At 41.7% G+C, this 16,478-nt stretch carries 8 protein-coding genes; all 8 read right to left on the minus strand.

Going from position 1 to position 16,478, the window contains the following annotated elements:
• Positions 1 to 32 precede the first annotated feature (32 nt).
• The 8 genes from EHS13_RS28420 to rimI all read right to left on the minus strand — a co-directional run bounded on the left by EHS13_RS28420 (position 33) and on the right by rimI (position 16,453).
• Positions 33 to 1,625 (minus strand): response regulator transcription factor, encoded by a 1,593-nt coding sequence (locus EHS13_RS28420; RefSeq protein ID WP_162463297.1) that lies wholly within the window; start codon positions 1,623 to 1,625, stop codon positions 33 to 35.
• Between the two features lie 33 nt (positions 1,626 to 1,658).
• Positions 1,659 to 6,044 (minus strand): fibronectin type III domain-containing protein, encoded by a 4,386-nt coding sequence (locus tag EHS13_RS28425; protein WP_155703614.1) that lies wholly within the window; start codon positions 6,042 to 6,044, stop codon positions 1,659 to 1,661.
• Between the two features lie 187 nt (positions 6,045 to 6,231).
• Complete coding sequence (locus EHS13_RS28430) at positions 6,232 to 8,835, minus strand: GH116 family glycosyl-hydrolase (RefSeq protein ID WP_155703615.1); 2,604 nt, start codon at positions 8,833 to 8,835, stop codon at positions 6,232 to 6,234.
• On the minus strand, positions 8,832 to 11,000 hold the full coding sequence (locus tag EHS13_RS28435; protein ID WP_155703616.1) for an alpha-galactosidase: 2,169 nt from the start codon (positions 10,998 to 11,000) through the stop codon (positions 8,832 to 8,834). The genes EHS13_RS28430 and EHS13_RS28435 overlap by 4 nt, the downstream gene beginning before the upstream one ends.
• Before the next feature lie 72 nt (positions 11,001 to 11,072).
• Positions 11,073 to 12,842 carry an extracellular solute-binding protein gene (locus tag EHS13_RS28440; protein WP_162463298.1) on the minus strand — a complete coding sequence of 590 codons (1,770 nt, stop codon included), beginning with the start codon at positions 12,840 to 12,842 and terminating at the stop codon, positions 11,073 to 11,075.
• Positions 12,843 to 12,971: 129 nt separating this feature from the next.
• Positions 12,972 to 14,744, minus strand: coding sequence for a sensor histidine kinase (locus EHS13_RS28445; protein WP_155703618.1), 1,773 nt, complete (start codon positions 14,742 to 14,744; stop codon positions 12,972 to 12,974).
• A 210-nt stretch (positions 14,745 to 14,954) separates the two neighbouring features.
• Positions 14,955 to 15,971 (minus strand): tRNA (adenosine(37)-N6)-threonylcarbamoyltransferase complex transferase subunit TsaD, encoded by a 1,017-nt coding sequence (tsaD, locus tag EHS13_RS28450; protein ID WP_155705541.1) that lies wholly within the window; start codon positions 15,969 to 15,971, stop codon positions 14,955 to 14,957.
• Between the two features lie 38 nt (positions 15,972 to 16,009).
• Positions 16,010 to 16,453 (minus strand): ribosomal protein S18-alanine N-acetyltransferase, encoded by a 444-nt coding sequence (rimI, locus tag EHS13_RS28455; RefSeq protein ID WP_227014068.1) that lies wholly within the window; start codon positions 16,451 to 16,453, stop codon positions 16,010 to 16,012.
• Between the last annotated feature and the right edge of the window lie 25 nt (positions 16,454 to 16,478).

A 16,478-nucleotide genomic window follows, 5' to 3' on the forward strand; every position in this document is an offset into this window, starting at 1 on the left:
AACTCTACAATGTCATTTGAAAAAATATAGACTCATTGCGGAGCATCCTGAATCCCTTTGCGATAATCACCTGGATTAACTCCGATAATCGCTTTGAAGTTACGATAAAAGTGATCGACATATTTGTAGCCGATCTTTTCAGAAATGTCCTTGATCGACAGTTTGTTTGCTTCCAGTAGCTTTGTCGCGTTATCGATTCTGATTTTGTTAATAAAATCGTTGAAATACTCGCCTGTTTCTTTTTTAAATAATTGACCCAGATAGCTTGCATTGACATAGAAAAGATTTGAAAGCTTGCGCAGATTGATTTCTTCCCAATAATGCTGGTGAATATATTCGACAATCTCTTGAATAATGGAATCTATTGAATTAGATTCCTTGGCCTTTATATAGCTGCTGACTTCCTTACAAATCTCTACAAGTAATTCCTTCATTGGTGCCAGATTGCTATGCAATAAAGTCTCTTCCATGTGGCTAAATTTATCGTTAAACAGCTCGCGCCAATCTCCCTTATATTCCATCATCAGCTGGGAGAGGCCGTAAATTGCAAACTTAATAATATCCTTGCGGATTTTTTTGGAAACCAAATGAATTTCTTTAAAAAGCAGGTCAATCTCAGCCCGAATTTGTTTAGTATTATCCGCCCTCACTGCCTTGAATAGCTCAGTATTATCCCATTTAAGATTCCAGATGTTCTGATTGTTAACATGGTTCTCAGCATCATAATAGAAAATCTTCGTCTTGATGGACAGGAGACTTTCACCTATGGCAGCTTCAGCAGTTTTATAAGAAAATTTAATCTTGGCATATTGATGCACGATCACTCCGATACCAATCGTAATGCTCTCTTTAGCAAATACAGCCAGACAGTCCTTGATTTTAGTAGAGAGCGTAAGCAAGAATTCCTTGCTCAGCTTGCCATCCTTGGCGATCACGAGCACATTATAACGATTTTCTTCATTCTCAAATACATAGCCACTGTCCGTTTCCTTTAAAATATCTTCAATGATGTTGCGAATCGCAAATTTTTTCAGCCGAATCTCTTTGCCTGACAGCTCAATCAGAGATTGTCCGTAATTGTCTATTTCAATGATAAGCATGCAATAATCCTTGGAGTGCAAATCTATGGCATACTCATTAGCTGTATCGATAATATCTTCCTCAATCATCTCAGCCTTAACTAGCCTCACGAAAAAATAATCCTTGAGCATGGCAAGCTTCTGTTGAGTGCTCTTTTGCCTAATTAAATTTTCGAGAATTCTCTCTTTAATCTGACTTAGTACATGGCACAACTCCTGACTGTCAATTGGCTTGAGCAGGTAGTCATTGACACCGTATTTTAATGCTTCTTTTGCATAAGTAAAGTCATTATAGCCGCTAATGATCAAAATATTGATATCCGGATTAAGTGCTTTAAGCTTGCGAGTCAAATTGAGACCATCGATTTCTGGCATTTTAATATCGGTAATGATCAGGCTAGGCTGTTCACGCTCGTAAACCTCAAGCGCTTCAATGCCATCCTCCGCCTCGCCGACAATATAAAAGCCTTGCTCTTCCCAGTTGATGATGTTCTTCAATCCCTGTCTAATATCGTACTCGTCGTCGACTATAATGACTTTAAACATATGCGTTGCCTCCATTATGATAATCTTCTTGGTTTATTTGGCAGTATAAATGATCTCAGGGTTTAACAAGGTGCTGTCTGAGGTAATCGTACTATTTTTATTGAGAATAAAATAGATCGGATCATTCACATTAACATCCAGTGTTAAATCGTAGGCGAACATGGCATCAGGCAGGTATGGCAATTTTTCTGCGCTTAGCGTTCGTGACCATTTCGTTGTAGCGCCTTGCTTAATCGTAACAACAACTCCGTCACCACCACTAGCACTTACTCCAGTATTGCCTTTCACCCTAATGGTCCCTTTAAAAGGAGCGACCCATTTTCTTACTGTATCATCTGTTGAACAAGGGTGCATATTCGTAACACTGATAATGCAAAAAGTAGAGTATTCCCAATCATTGTTAAGTGGAATCCATGGTAAATCAGTATACGTCCCTGCATTCAGACGCTGGTACGACCAATTATGCATGCCTTGGACTGAGCTCCAATCCTCTGATGCCTTGTAACGTTCAAGATCGTATTCGATCTTGATTTTCCATGCAGTAGTATCGTTGGCAATCGTGCTGTTCTTGCTCAATCTGAAATAAATCGCATCACCTGCATGAACAGTCATGTAGTATGAGAAGGATTTGGTCGTTGTATCTGTTCCGCCGATTGCTAATCCCCAATATTCTACGGAATTAAGCACTGTTTTCGCAATGACTCCATCCCCGCCCGTTGTTGGTCTTTGAATCGTCCCATACACTTTAACTTTGCCATCATTCGGAGCAACCCACTTGCGGACTGCATCATAAGAGTTTTCTGGGTGCATATTGATCGTGTCGATTGCTAAAAAGGTTGATGCTAGCTCCCATATGCTTGAGGTTCCATTCCAGGTTAAATTCGTATAATTGCTGCCATCCCATTTCTGATAATACCAGCCATTATTGCCTTGAGTTGAAGTTGTATCATCCACTGAATAGAATGGTTTAACATAAGCAATCGTTGGATCCCAAGTGGTATCATCGCTGGTCGCAGTGATGTTGCGATTGACGCGGAATTCAACTAAATCTCCAGCCTCTATATGAATCGTTAAGTCATGAGTGTAACCTGTAGTGTCACTAGCAGCTATCGTTTTATTCCAGATGCTTTGATTATTCAAGAAGATATCAACAATAACACCGTCTCCACCAGTGACTTTTTTCTTCGCAGTACCGGTAATTTTGATGCTGCCGCTTGCTTTGGCAACCCACGATCTTGATGCGTCTCGTGTGCTTGAAGGAATTGCATAATTGTTGAACAGACTTGCCGAGCCTTCAGACCATGAGGTACCACTATACGTCATTTCACGGAATAGAGTGCCGTCCCATGAGCGGTTAAACCAGTTTGATGCGCCCATATCTGAGGTGTAATCAGTCGATGCTGTGAAGCTTGTTTTGCTGATATACGATATCCACGGATCCCAGCTAAGGCCATCATAGCTATTAACACCATTTTTATTTTCACGGAAATAAAGCACGTCGCCAGCGGTCACATAAATCGTCAGGTCATGACGGTTTTTACTTTGATTCTGTGATTCAATATATTTATTCCAAATGATGTCATTATTTAAGCTAATATAAGCATACAAACCATCATCGTCAATAACATTGTCCCAAATGTTTTCATAGCTGCTTTTGTTCGGCTCGCCCGTTACTTGGACCCAACCAGATGAAGGTGCAACCCATTTACGTACGGAATCCGAAGCGCTGCCAGGATGCTGGTAGCTTGCGCCAATGTAGTTATTGCTGTCTGATGCATGCTTCCATACTGAGTTTGTACTATCCCAACTTGGCAGGTTTGTATAACTGGTGCCGCTTAAATACTGATAGTACCAATTATTCGTGCCTTGCGTTGCAGTGAATTGTGCTGAAGCTTTATTTCCTGCAGGCAATGTCTTGAACACGAAATCACCAGAGTTAGCACCATTATTCGCAATATCTTCTGCGCGTACACGGAAATGATAGGTCGTATTAGCAGACAGATTGCTTATGGTGTAGGAATGATTTTTATCAAAATCAAGCGGTGCCACATAGCTCGTTCCATAGCTAGTTGTAGTTCCATAATCCGCTAAAGTTGAGGCACTTTCATCCGTACTCCATGAGAAACTGACTGTGGTATCTGTGAGGTTGGTAATTTTCATGTTTTTAATTGTTGGTGCAGTCGTATCTCCAGTTGATTTTTTAACCAGCTTCATACCCTTTGTTGTGAATGTTGGGAATGTAGTATAGGTTCCCCGTGCATCGGCATAAGTATGGTTCGTAGTGTCGACATAATCTACACGCACGCCGCCTTTCAAACAAGAATACTCAAGAAAGCTGATACTGGTATTGCCGGCAACCCAGCCATTTTGATCCAGAGTGTAACTGACCGAATTATAAGTAACCGTCCAATTGCTGCTGTCAAAATTCACATAAATATTCAGACCATTGCTGTAAACCATATGAATCTTCGCCTTTTTAAAATCATAGCCATCTTTAAGCGCCTGACTAACTGTGCGATAAGCTGTTCCATTCCAATATTCAATGGTGCTCACAGAAACTGAAGTGTCGAGATATTGCGCTTGCAAGGGTTGGATCATGTAATATTCTTTACCAATTAAATCAGGTCTGCCGTAGCTCTGTGGATTCATCCAGCCCATATGATTAAAAGCGATCAGCATCGCGCGATATTTATCCCAATCTGCATTTGTAATCGTTGGACCTGGGAAAAAATTATTACCCATTCCCAAATTAGCCATTAATGGACGCAGCTGCTTCACTTCGTAATCCACAATGACATCAGCATTAGCTCCGCCTGTAATTTTACGTTCGATCCCATCTACATAACCTGCATAAGAGGAATCGAAGCGACCAGAACTGCCTGCGCCTTCACTTGTAAGCGGTCCTCCGTAAATGGTTTGAACCGAATCGAATAACGTTTTGTTGCCAATAATAGCATCCTTCATTGTCTTCGAGTCTGGTGCGCTTGCATCAAGTGAAATCTGATTCAGATTGTCTGGAGGCCAAGCCCCATTCACGTCCAAATAAGCTGCATTCGGATCGTAATTTGTATTAATTTGTGTAGATTCAAGATCTGAATAGTACTTCATTTGCTCAGCACGAATCGCATAGGACATTACACCTGTGTCGGCAAGATACCAGCCATTTCGATAGGTACCGCTTGCATCCTTAGCTACTTTGCCTTGTCCCGTCGCATTCCAATAAGGATTCGTTGCATCCGGATACATATACCAGTAGTCTTCGTGAAGTGAAATTTTATAACCATAGGTACTTTTCACCTTTGAGACATACGAAGCGAACTCCGTGCTAGTGCCCAGCATCGGATTAGCTGGATAATGCGCTGGTAAATTCACATCATAAGAATACCTCTGCCATTGATGATCCTGAACTAATACCTTGCTCATTTTCCAGTCATTAAACATTTTATCAACGATCTTGATCCTTGATGGCAAATCCATGCCAAACAAATTTCTGTTATCCGCACCAAACCCGTGACCCTCCTGCCAATAATCGAGGACAACCAAATCTGTCAAACTGTTGCGATAGGCTGAAGCGGTTTTACTAGTCTTATAAATTGTATCCATTACATCATTGCTCAAAGTAACATAAAAGGTTTCATTCAAGGCATTTACATTACCTGCAGTATTCTTGTCGTAAGTTGTATCTGTTGAGGCGAATACTGAACTCGAGCTGAAGGCTGAGCTTTGTAGGGTGAAGCCAGTACTGTTGGACTTGAACTTATCGAGAACATTACTATAAAAATAAGTGCTGTCCACCATAACATAAGGCTGATCATCAGCATAAGCCATGCTTCTGATAGCGGCATTAGTTGTCGCGGAGCTGCGCTCCAGCTGCAAGCCTGCATAATTGTTATTGCCTGCGGTTGCAGCACTGTTGACATTAACTATTAAAGTTTTGCCTTGAATCTGGTAGGTGTACATTTTCGTTCTAGCAACTGATTGGTAGGTGTCTGTTACTGTGAAAGTTACAGTGTTGCTTGCTAAACCATGTGTATAGGAGACTGAGGCTGCTGCTGATAATGCACTCGGCGTCATTAAAGTGCCTGAGCTATTTCTGTAGCTCGGACCACCGGAATAAACCGGATATATCACTGAATTGCTATTTAGCTGGGCTTTAATATCGATCAGCCCTTTGGTCACATTGGTTTCATTTAACGAAATCATATACTTGATAGTATCCGTACCATCTGTAAATTGCAGCACATATTGATTGTTCGGACTATCCCAAGAAACTGTATTCGTACCTGATGCTGCAGAACCAATTGGCTTCAAAGTATCACTCGCACCTACAGCCCAAGCACGATTATTTGACGGCGCAAGCAATACCAGCAAAACTGCCGCAATAACAAAACTACAATGAATCCATAATGTTCTTCTCATAAACTATAACCTCCTAGTTAATTTGGGATTATTGAATAAATATACATTTACTTGCATGATATAATTCTCATGATTACTCATTAATCAGAGTGTTCAAGTTAGGCCTATGTAAAGGGGATACAGGTCTGAAAGGAAAATTTCGCACCTGAAGTCCTGGAAATTATTGTGTCAATTTGTCCAATATGCGTTACTCATGCTCAATTACTAAACTACTGTCTTTAGAAATAGTATCGGCTTGTGAGAATAGTAAGCTTATAGAGTTACGAATGAAGGGAATTGCTTCACCTTCTAGAGAAATCCCGGTAACTTCTACTCCTGCTAAGAAAGCGAGCTTCAGCTCTTTTAATGTCAGTTCACCATATAAGACGCTAAGCTCAACTCGCCCTGGCTGTATGCTGAAGACGCCCCAAGCAGAATCGAGCGACCAGAAGCTTTGAAAGCTTCCTTGCTCATCTAGCTGCACCGGATTAAACCCAATCATCTGCAGTGGCAGGTTAAATTCAAACCCACTGAAGGCATTCAATAAAGCATAGCTTGCCATCGAGCGCGAGTAGTTGCTGCCGTGCTCTATCTCATTCCAAGGATTGCGTTTTTCGCCATCGTAGCGATCTCGAATAGCTTTAACGACTTCCACTCCTTGGTCAATAAAGCCTTCCTGAATCAAGTGAACGGCAAATTGATATTCGAAGCCGCTCATTGTTTCTTGAGCATAAGATAAAGGTATAGCCGGTTTTACAGCTCCCTCTGGCCAATCGCAAATCATCGTACCCGCTTCATCGTTAATACTGAAAATCCGCCAAGGGTTAAAAACCTCTCTCATACTCTTTTTAAAATTATGTTTATAGATCGATTGCAAGGCTTGTCTGGTTTGGTTGCGGTCAAAGATTTCACCGAGCCCACACAAGTTAGCGTGCCATTGGGCTACTACCTGGTCAATGCCGCAGCCCTCACCAATCTGGTATTTAATTTCCTCTGCTTCGGAGTTCCAGTAGACGTCATCGGTGTTCTTGCCCATTAAGGATTCACCAGCTTGCAGGCGATCAAGCAAGGTTTTGTCCTTGAGATCAATCTTTTGATAATAGTAAGCGCCATTAAACAAATTTTCGTCTGTCCATTGTTTGCCGCGTTCGAATAATTGCCCATACTCCAAGGCTTTATCCGCTTCTCCCAAATGATCCGCCATTTCAGAAGCAGCCTTAAGCGCCGCAAGATAGAATCCATTTAGCCATGAATTTGCTCCAAACATTTCGACATCAAGGGTATGATGCTGCACCCCAGAGATAACACCGGTTTTATGTTCATCCCAGTAATCTTCATTCTCAGGCGACCATGCAAACTCTAAAGATTTTTTCAATGGCTCCCAAATTGACTTCAACCATACTGTGTCACCAGATATTTTCCAGTCGCGATACGCTTTGATTACACCACCCATTTGTCCATCAACACACGCTCGAAAACTGAAACGCTCCCTACCAAGCGGCAATTGCAGGCGAAAAGCCATGCTCCCAGAATCCCGAAGATTATATTGGTAATCCAGATTTCGAATCGAACGTTCCAGCTTTGGAAACAAAAATGGCAGCGCATACGCATAATTCCAAACATGAGAACAGGTCCCTTCACAGCTGCCCGTATCCGGGAAACAGCCCTCCCAGCCATAAAAAGAGCCATCCTCAAGACGAAGTGATGTTGGTGATTTAAGAATAGAGATATTTGCCGAAATCGCTTCAATAGCAGCTTCGGGCAAAGTCGAATTAAATAATGCCTTTTTAAATGCCAGCGTTTCAGCGAAAAGCCGCTCCCAATTATTTAAGCCATACCTAGCGCTCTCAGTAGAATCTGCAAACAAGGAAGCATAGTAGTTTTTCCAAATCTTTAGCGGCTCGGTAGGACTTTCAAGATTCCAATAATTATGACAATTCGGAAAATTCCACGCGATCATATACCGAGTTTTTCTACACTCACCTGCTGGTATAATAATGCTTACTGTCATTGAACAGACGTCATCAGTAGCATCAGTACCCGCCACTGCATAATTGCGATTCCTCAATGGCTCAACTGCAGTAAACTCACGCCAAAATGTTTCGACATTATCTACTCCTCCACCTCGATACCAATACTCCTGATAACTGACAGTCTCCCCATCTGTGGCTAAAGTAAGATCTCCATAACCGAATTCAGCTTCCGTATGTTTACTGGATGCAAGCTTAATCAGATGAGTAGAGTCTGTTTTTTGATAAGTATTTATGGTGGTTCCTTTAGTTAATGGATTATTAAGCGATAAACAAAACGTATAAGTCATTTCTTCAGCAGCTGTATTGGTGACCTCAAGCTCGAAAAATGCACCAGGAATCGAAGAGTCAGCGTCATTCAAAGGGATGAACGGGTTAAACGCTGTCAACGTAATCTCACCTGGAAAATACTCGTCTGAATAAAGCACAGTCGCAATGGGAAACTCGCCAGTAAAGGTCAAATTTTTGAAGTGTGGGACCCCTGCCATCGTCGCTCTTGATGGACCAAAACCAAACAGATTAGTCTTCGGTCCCCGCATTCCGCCCATATACGGAGGACCAAGGTCGCCTGCAAGGATTCTTGCATCAACTAATTTCCCATTCGCTTCTGCCTTGACAGCAAAATGTGTAAAGTCATTAGTCCCCCCTTTATTGGGTTTGTTATAAATCTCCCAATCAATTAGATCTCCATTGCCTGCAAGCCCGATACACCCAGTTCCTAAACCGCCAAGAGGGAACGAAATTTGCTTGGTTTTGACCCCTTTATATTCAAAGCTGCTCATACCTCATCTGCCTTTCTTATTTGCTCTATGCCATATATCACTGAACTAAATTCTGACTCCAGCTCAATTGAGAATTGATCAGCCCACAATTTTCCACTTATTATTTTCTCAACTGATTCTGGAAACGATGTGACTTTATAAAGCTTCGATGGGTCAATTCCGGTTATTTTGACAGTTCGACAATTTTGCTTATCAGCAAGTCTCCAGGCACCGACACATAGCTTAGTGTTTGTAGCATTATTCATTTGCAGGATCAGCCAGCCATCAAGTTGCTGCAGCGATACATCCTCCGTATGATGGTAAACACTGACGTCGTTGAGAATATCCCGCCACTTTTTATAGAATTGAATCGCCTGAGCCACAATTTCCTTCATTTCAGATGCAAGCTGCTCAATCAATCCACTAAGGTGCATCCGCCCCAGCATTGAATTTGTCAAACGAAATACGAGCTCTTTCACACTGATATCGGGCTTAACCACGGACCAATTCCCCATCTGCGAAGGATGAATATATTTACTAACCCCATAAAAAACACGGCTTAAACGAAACCAATCGGCTTGATCGGTAATCGAAGCTAAGTCTGAACGAGCGAGCATCCCATAATCGAGTCTGTTGCCACCACTGGAACAATTTTCGAAAATGACCTCAGGATATTTATTACGCATACTATCCAGCCACCCATAATAACCGCGAACATGCTCAACAAGTCCATGCCCCAGACTAATTCCAGCATTCATACAGCCCAAGCCTAAATCATTATTGTAGTCAATTTTAAAATAACCAAATCCAGCTTTTATCAGCTTCTCAACTACTGCTGTAGCATAAGCTCTCGTTTCCGCATAACCAAAGTAGAGAAATCGCCTTGTGTTATCTTCAAGAACGCCATAATCTGTCTTCATAAACAGTTGTTCATAATCGTAATAGGCACGTGATTCAGTGCCAGCTACTTCAATTTCCAGCCAAATGCCGGCGATCATGCCTTTTTGCTTAATTCTCTCCACTGTTTTTGTGATACCTGAAGGAAATCTCCCCGCATCCGGCTCCCAATCTCCTGCGTACAAATACCAGAGGCTGCAATCAATTTCTTTGACAAACGGAAAATACCAGCCAGCATCAATCGCATATACCTCGACTCCCAAACCATCTAACGCATCAAGATGAGCATGCACGGTCTCTTCTCTAACCTTGCCTTCAGTAGAAATCCACTCGTTGAAAATAACCGGAAAGCTTCTGTCGTTAATGCTTCGTTGAATCAGCACTTGAGCGCGATGCTGGTGCATTGCGTTAAAAGCATTATCAATCGTACCTTGAGTACAAGCTAAAGATATTTTTGGCGATGAAAACTCTTCACCCGGCAAAAGCCGCTTCATCCAGTGGGCATTAGCATAATTACCTAATCCACCTTGCATATAAAGTCCATTTTCACTAACACCTGTGCCGCTTATTTCAAATCTCCACGAGCCGGAATGCTCAATTTGGACACACCAGAAGATCCCGAGCGCCTTTTGTTCAATCACAAAGAAGGGCATATATTCTTTTGAAGACCACGAACCCGTACTCTCTATGTGCCAGCTGCCTAGACTATTTTTATGAAACAGCCCTGCCTCTTCTGCGGTCATGCTCTGTGTTTGACCCTCCCAGCACCATGAAGTAGGAAAGCTGTGAATAATAATTTCTTTACCAGGGGGCTCTGCAGTGAAAAACGGCATGCCATAGATTGAAAAGGAGCCTAAATGCTGAATATCAATCGGTAAATTTGCTATATTCCGTAGAGTAACTGATCTAACTAATGCTGGTGAATTTGTATAAATGGTATAATGATTGTTTATTACAAGACCAGAAACAGAATCCAGCGACGTAATCGTTAAAATTTGACTCTCTTCAAGCTCTTCGATCGTATGACTTTGGTATTCTGCCCGACTGCTAGCGTTACAACCCAGCCATCTTGCTCCATGATGATGAACACGGCTGCCATAATTGACATGTACCTCTGATTCAGGCTGAAACTCCTTCTGAGGCTTAATCCACTCCTCCATTTGCTCGGTAAAAGCATTTGGAATGTAGCCCAGATGGTGGCATTTATTATCACGAAGTCCGACGATGTAAGTAGCGCTTGTATTGGATATAGTCCATCTTTGTTCGTTTGAACTATAGTGAATCATCATACCGACTCCATTCTTGATAATTTTATAGCTCCCGACGCGTATGTCAGGAGCTATAAGAATTGTGCATGGCAATTATTTCATTGCGGCAACTTTAGTTTTCATTTCTTCATATTTTGTTTTGTTGTATTCGAATACTTTATCCGCACCCATTGCTTTAATATCTGCGATAAAATCCAATTTAGCCTTTTCAAAGTCTGCATCGTTTTTAGCAAAAATAGCTTTAGCTGCTGTGTTTTCAACGTAAGTGCCGATTTTCGCTTCTGAGCTCGCAATGTCAGAGCCTGGTACCGGTTGAATCGATTGCAGTAATGAAGTTGAAACTTCATAATGCGGGATTTTTTCGATGAATTGGGTTGGGTAATCGATGCCCATTTCTTTACTGAAATCCTTCTGTACATCAGTCATTAATTGCTCGATCGTCCCTGGAATATTTTTGAATCGGGCAAAATATCCTTTAGGATCCTTGAGAGCTGACATAACAAGTAGATTGTTATATTTCTCTGTGCCTGATTTTTCTGAATAATCCGGATCCGATTTGATTCCCTTGATTGCCTCTTCTGTCAACTTAGGAATACCATTCTCAATCTTCCAATTTACACCTTCAACACCATTGTAGATCAGCTCTTCGCCTTCGAAGCTAGCCAAGAAGTTAATCACATCCATTGCTCTTTCAGGATGTTTGTTAGCTTTAGTGATGGAGAAGTCAAATTGATTACCACCTTCACTAAGTGCAACTAGATATAAATAATCTGATTTAGCATCAACCAGGAAAGGAGCATAGCCTTTTTCAGGCGATCCTGTCGCGATGAAGTTCTGGTCAGCTCCACCTAGCAGCCAGTTTGCCGGAGCTGCAAAGTATCTGCCTTCTTTACCTTTATCCGCTAAATTCTGAAATTTCATCGTAGCTGATTCAGGATCAAGTAAACCCATTTGATAGGCTTTATTGTAGAATTTCATTGATTTCCAGAAGACGTTGTCAGGATCAGTCAAACGCGGAAGCAAGACATCCTTCTCTACATCACGATATACAGTATACGATCCTACAGCTTGCATCCCTGCATTATTAGCGATTGCTTTATCAATAACCCATGAGCCCCAGCCTTCAGAAAAGAACAACCCAAATGCATAGTTTTTCTTGCCATTAGCATTAGTTGGTTCAAGGTTCTGCATATCCTTCATTACTTTAAGCAGCTGATCATGAGTTTTAAGCTCAGGTTTACCTAGCTTTTTATACAAATCCCAACGAATGTTCCATGTATTCTGTTGATACTGTGGATCAAAGTCAGAGGTGTTGATTCCACCTGGAATGAAGTACAGCTTATCTTCGCCGCCAGAACGCATCAGTTTGCTCAATTTCAAGGCATATTCGCCATTTTTCATTAAATCAGGTGCATTTGTTTTCACCAGGTCGTCTAGAGGAATAAGTGTTTTTGCTGTTAGCAGCTTGCTTCTTAGCTCAGGATTTCCAAAAACAAAAACGTCTGGAAGGTCACCGCTGGCAATGGCAACGCTTGCTTTTGCAATCAAGTCACCACTCATATAGGGTTCAAAATCCAAAGTAACACCAGTCTTTTTAGTGATTTCCTGCATAACAGGGTCCTTCTGAATATTCTCAGTTAAAGCCTTATTTACCTGGCTACCGAACCATTTTAGAGTTACTGGCTCTTTGGCAGGTGCTGTTTCTTCAGCAGGTGCAGCTGATTCTGTAGCTGCAGTGCTAGGCGCTGCTGTTGCAGCCACTTTGGTTTCTTCATCGCTTGTAGTACTTTTGCTGCAGCCTACAACAAGGACTACTACTAATGCTGAGATAATCATTGCTGATAAAAAATTCGTTCTTTTCACAAAAAAACCTCCCCATGCAATTTGTATAGCGCTTACTTTACATCTAAATAGTACAAATATTTGCATAGGATAACATCCCATAAATTCTACATGATGATTTGAAAAATTATGGACTCCCCTAAATTTTATCTAAAGGTTTTCTTGTGGAGGTTCAGGCAAAATAATTGTCACAGTCGTGCCTTCATGCTGAATACTTTCCACCAACAACCCATAAATAGCACCATAATGCAGCTTAATGCGATCATTGACATTTTTGATGCCGATGCTTGTTTTTTTGGTAAAAAGCTCACTTCCAGCAAGCTCGCTCCGCAAGCGTTCGAGGATTTCCGTGCTCATTCCTTTCCCATTATCTGCTACACTTACTATCAGTCTGCCTTCTTCCACAAAGATATGAATGTGAATTAAGCCTTTGCCGCGCTTGTTTTCAATCCCGTGTTTAATCGCATTATCGACAATAGGCTGAATGATGAGCTTGGGAATCATGATCTCCAACAATTCATCTGCAGCGACAATATCATAACTAATTTTGTTCTTAAATCGCGATTTCTGGATGTCCAGATAGTTGCGGACAAACTCCAGTTCTTCTGCGAGCTGGATCATTTCACCTTGCCAATTCAGGCTTTTCCGGAGGATTTTTGACAAATTTAAAACCATTAACGAGCTTTCATTATCGCCGACATTGATGATTTTCATCCGAATCGACTCAAGTGTATTAAACAGAAAATGCGGATTGATTTGATTTTGCAGTGCGTAGAGCTCGGCTTCACGTTTTTTCAAAGCAATTTCCTTCAGCTCAAGCTTCGCTTCATAATTCTCATAAATAAGCCGTTTAAGGCTTTCAACCATCGTATTAAAATTCCGCGTCATCACACCAATTTCATCAAGTGGACCTGAATCGGCAACCGTCGTAAACTCACCTTCTTTTACACGCTGCATCCCTAGCTCAAGTGTTTTAATCCGCTTTGTAATTTTCCCTAAGAGGAATAGAAAAATAACACAGGAAACCAGCAAGCTGATTAAGCAAACCGTAATGCCAATTTGTTTAATTCTCCGCTCTTGCTCGAGCAGCTTGTTAACCGGTATCAACGTAATAACCTTCCATTTGGGCAAGGAATTATCGCCACTGATGGTGTTATAGATAATTTTATAATCTTCGGCTTTATAATCCAGACTGCCAATATCATGCTCCATCATTCCTGCAAAATACGGCTTGTCCCCAATCGAACTGCCAATTAAATTGCGATCGTTTGAGGAAATCACCTTGCCTTCAGTATCTGAAACCATGATGAGCTTATCTTCCTTGCGGCTCTCCTCAATTAGTGAAAGCACCCATTTCTCCGGAATTTCAATCGACACAACACCAATCGGCTCATTATTAACATCACTCAAAGCACGCGCCAAATAAATGCTATGGTCATGATACCCCCAGGTAATCAAGCCATTGGCAGCTTCTGCTCTTTTATATTCCTCTGTATTCCTAATATCATCGTCTGCAAAAATATAATTGTTAAAATCCTGGACCAATGTTTTGTTCAAAAAGAATATTTTCATCGTGGCAAAATTGTTTCTGAGGTTGAAATCATAATAAGCGATTGGCTTCAGGTAGCTTTCATAGGCATTGATACTCTCGAGCACACCATCGTACTGTTTATTGGGATTAAGGTAGCTTTTCAGCGTTTGGTCGTAAAAAAGCCGGTTGGAAATATCAGCATACTGGAGGAATAATTCTTTGATATTATGGTTGACTTGTTTTGAGGAGTCGACTGCCGTTTCAGTGGCTTGATACAGAATTTGCTCGCCAGAGACATTCAGAATAATTTCACCAATGATCATTAGAGGGATCACGATCGTAAATACATAGGTGAGGATGAGCTTCGTTTTGAGCTTGAGGTTCTTTATCATGGCTTTTACTTCCCAATGGCTTATTTACCTCGAGCGAACGTTGTCTGCATTAATGTCTCTAGGTAGTTAGCTTTAATTGTTCTACATCGCAAAGTGAATTCCTTTAACTCGATTAAAATAAGACCGCTTCCGCATTGCACGAGGCAAAGTTAGAAAACGGTCCAGATAAGTCATGAGTTGTCCTGATCGGATGCTCGAAATGAGGGGCAATTAAACAGACCAAGCCTCTAATGATAAAGAGGGGTCCGCCTTTAGATCCAAGGAAGCAAATTGCTGCTTCTCCCATTTCAGAAATGCAGCAGCTCCAATCATGGCAGCGTTATCTGTACATAAATTAAGTGGTGGTATCAATAATGGAATTTCCAGCTTCTCGCAGCTAGCTGTTAAGCGTTCACGAAGTCCACGATTTGCCGCTACACCACCAGCCAATATCAATTGTTTAGCACCATAAGCTTTTACCGCACGCAAGGCTTTTTCGACAACAACCTCAACTACGGATTCTTGAAACCCCCTGGCTACATGCCCAGAGTTCAAGGTTAATCCTTTCATCTTCGCTTGATTAATTACCGAAAGCACGGCTGATTTCAAGCCGCTAAAGCTGAAATCATAGCTATCCGATTCCAACCAAGCTCGAGGTAAAGGTATACTTTCCTCAGCCTCTTGAGCCAAACGATCCAGAAATGGACCACCTGGATACGGTAGGCCTAATGCTCTAGCTACCTTGTCATACGCTTCACCTGCTGCATCATCACGCGTTTTCCCAATGATTTTAAACTGTCCTGGCGCTTCCATGTAAACAATCTCCGTATGCCCTCCAGATACCACTAATGATATCAATGGATACTCCAGTGTGTGTACCAGTTGATTAGCATAAATATGACCTGCAATATGATGAACGCCGATAAGCGGGATATCCAAGGCTAGGGATAGGGATTTAGCTGCAATAATACCTACCAATAGAGCACCGACAAGTCCTGGCCCTTGGGTTACAGCAATCGCTGATAAATCACTTAATTCAAGCTGAGCTACCTTTAATGCCTCTTCAATAATCCAAGTAATCATCTCGACATGTTTACGAGAAGCAATTTCTGGCACGACTCCACCGAATTGCTGGTGGGTTTCAATTTGGCTGGAAACAATATTGGAACGAATCACAGTCCCATTCTCAATAATTGCTACGGATGTTTCATCGCAGCTGGTCTCGATGGCCATAATATAAGTAGGCATTCCCTGCACTTCACTTTCTATTCGGACTTCTCTTTTACTCAATTACCACTCTCATATTTAGGCAGCTCTGCCCACATGATTATGGCATCCTCATTATTATCTGAATAATACCCCCGCCTGGTTCCCACTGGATAAAATCCTAGTTTCCCATACAAGCGTTGCGCAATCGAATTCGATACACGTACCTCTAATGTCATCCTAACGGCACCCATATACGAGGCTGTTTTTTGCAGCTCGATGAGCAGACGTTCACCCCATTTGCGTCCGCGATACGGTGCAGCAACTGCGATATTGGTAACATGCGCCTCATCTACGATCAGCCACATCCCCCCATAACCGACAACTTCCCCAGACAATTCCATGACCATATATTTAGCAAAATGATTATTTGTCAGTTCATTATTAAAGGCTTCTTTAGTCCAAGGCGTCGCGAATGCTTCAATTTCAATTTCACAGATAGCAGGAATATCATCAATCCGCATAGAACGAAACTCGAGTGTAGACTGA

Origin of the sequence: Paenibacillus psychroresistens, from assembly GCF_009728935.1 — a bacterium.
GTDB lineage: Bacteria > Bacillota > Bacilli > Paenibacillales > NBRC-103111 > Paenibacillus_AC > Paenibacillus_AC psychroresistens.

What these genes read in the sequence shown, in the direction of transcription:
- EHS13_RS28435 (WP_155703616.1), bottom strand. Translation starts at nt 11,000, where the DNA reads ATGATGATTCACTATAGTTCAAACGAACAAAGATGGACTATATCCAAT.
- rimI (WP_227014068.1), bottom strand. Translation starts at nt 16,453, where the DNA reads ATGCGGATTGATGATATTCCTGCTATCTGTGAAATTGAAATTGAAGCA.
- EHS13_RS28430 (WP_155703615.1), bottom strand. Translation starts at nt 8,835, where the DNA reads ATGAGCAGCTTTGAATATAAAGGGGTCAAAACCAAGCAAATTTCGTTC.
- EHS13_RS28425 (WP_155703614.1), bottom strand. Translation starts at nt 6,044, where the DNA reads ATGAGAAGAACATTATGGATTCATTGTAGTTTTGTTATTGCGGCAGTT.
- EHS13_RS28420 (WP_162463297.1), bottom strand. Translation starts at nt 1,625, where the DNA reads ATGTTTAAAGTCATTATAGTCGACGACGAGTACGATATTAGACAGGGA.
- EHS13_RS28445 (WP_155703618.1), bottom strand. Translation starts at nt 14,744, where the DNA reads ATGATAAAGAACCTCAAGCTCAAAACGAAGCTCATCCTCACCTATGTA.
- tsaD (WP_155705541.1), bottom strand. Translation starts at nt 15,971, where the DNA reads ATGCCTACTTATATTATGGCCATCGAGACCAGCTGCGATGAAACATCC.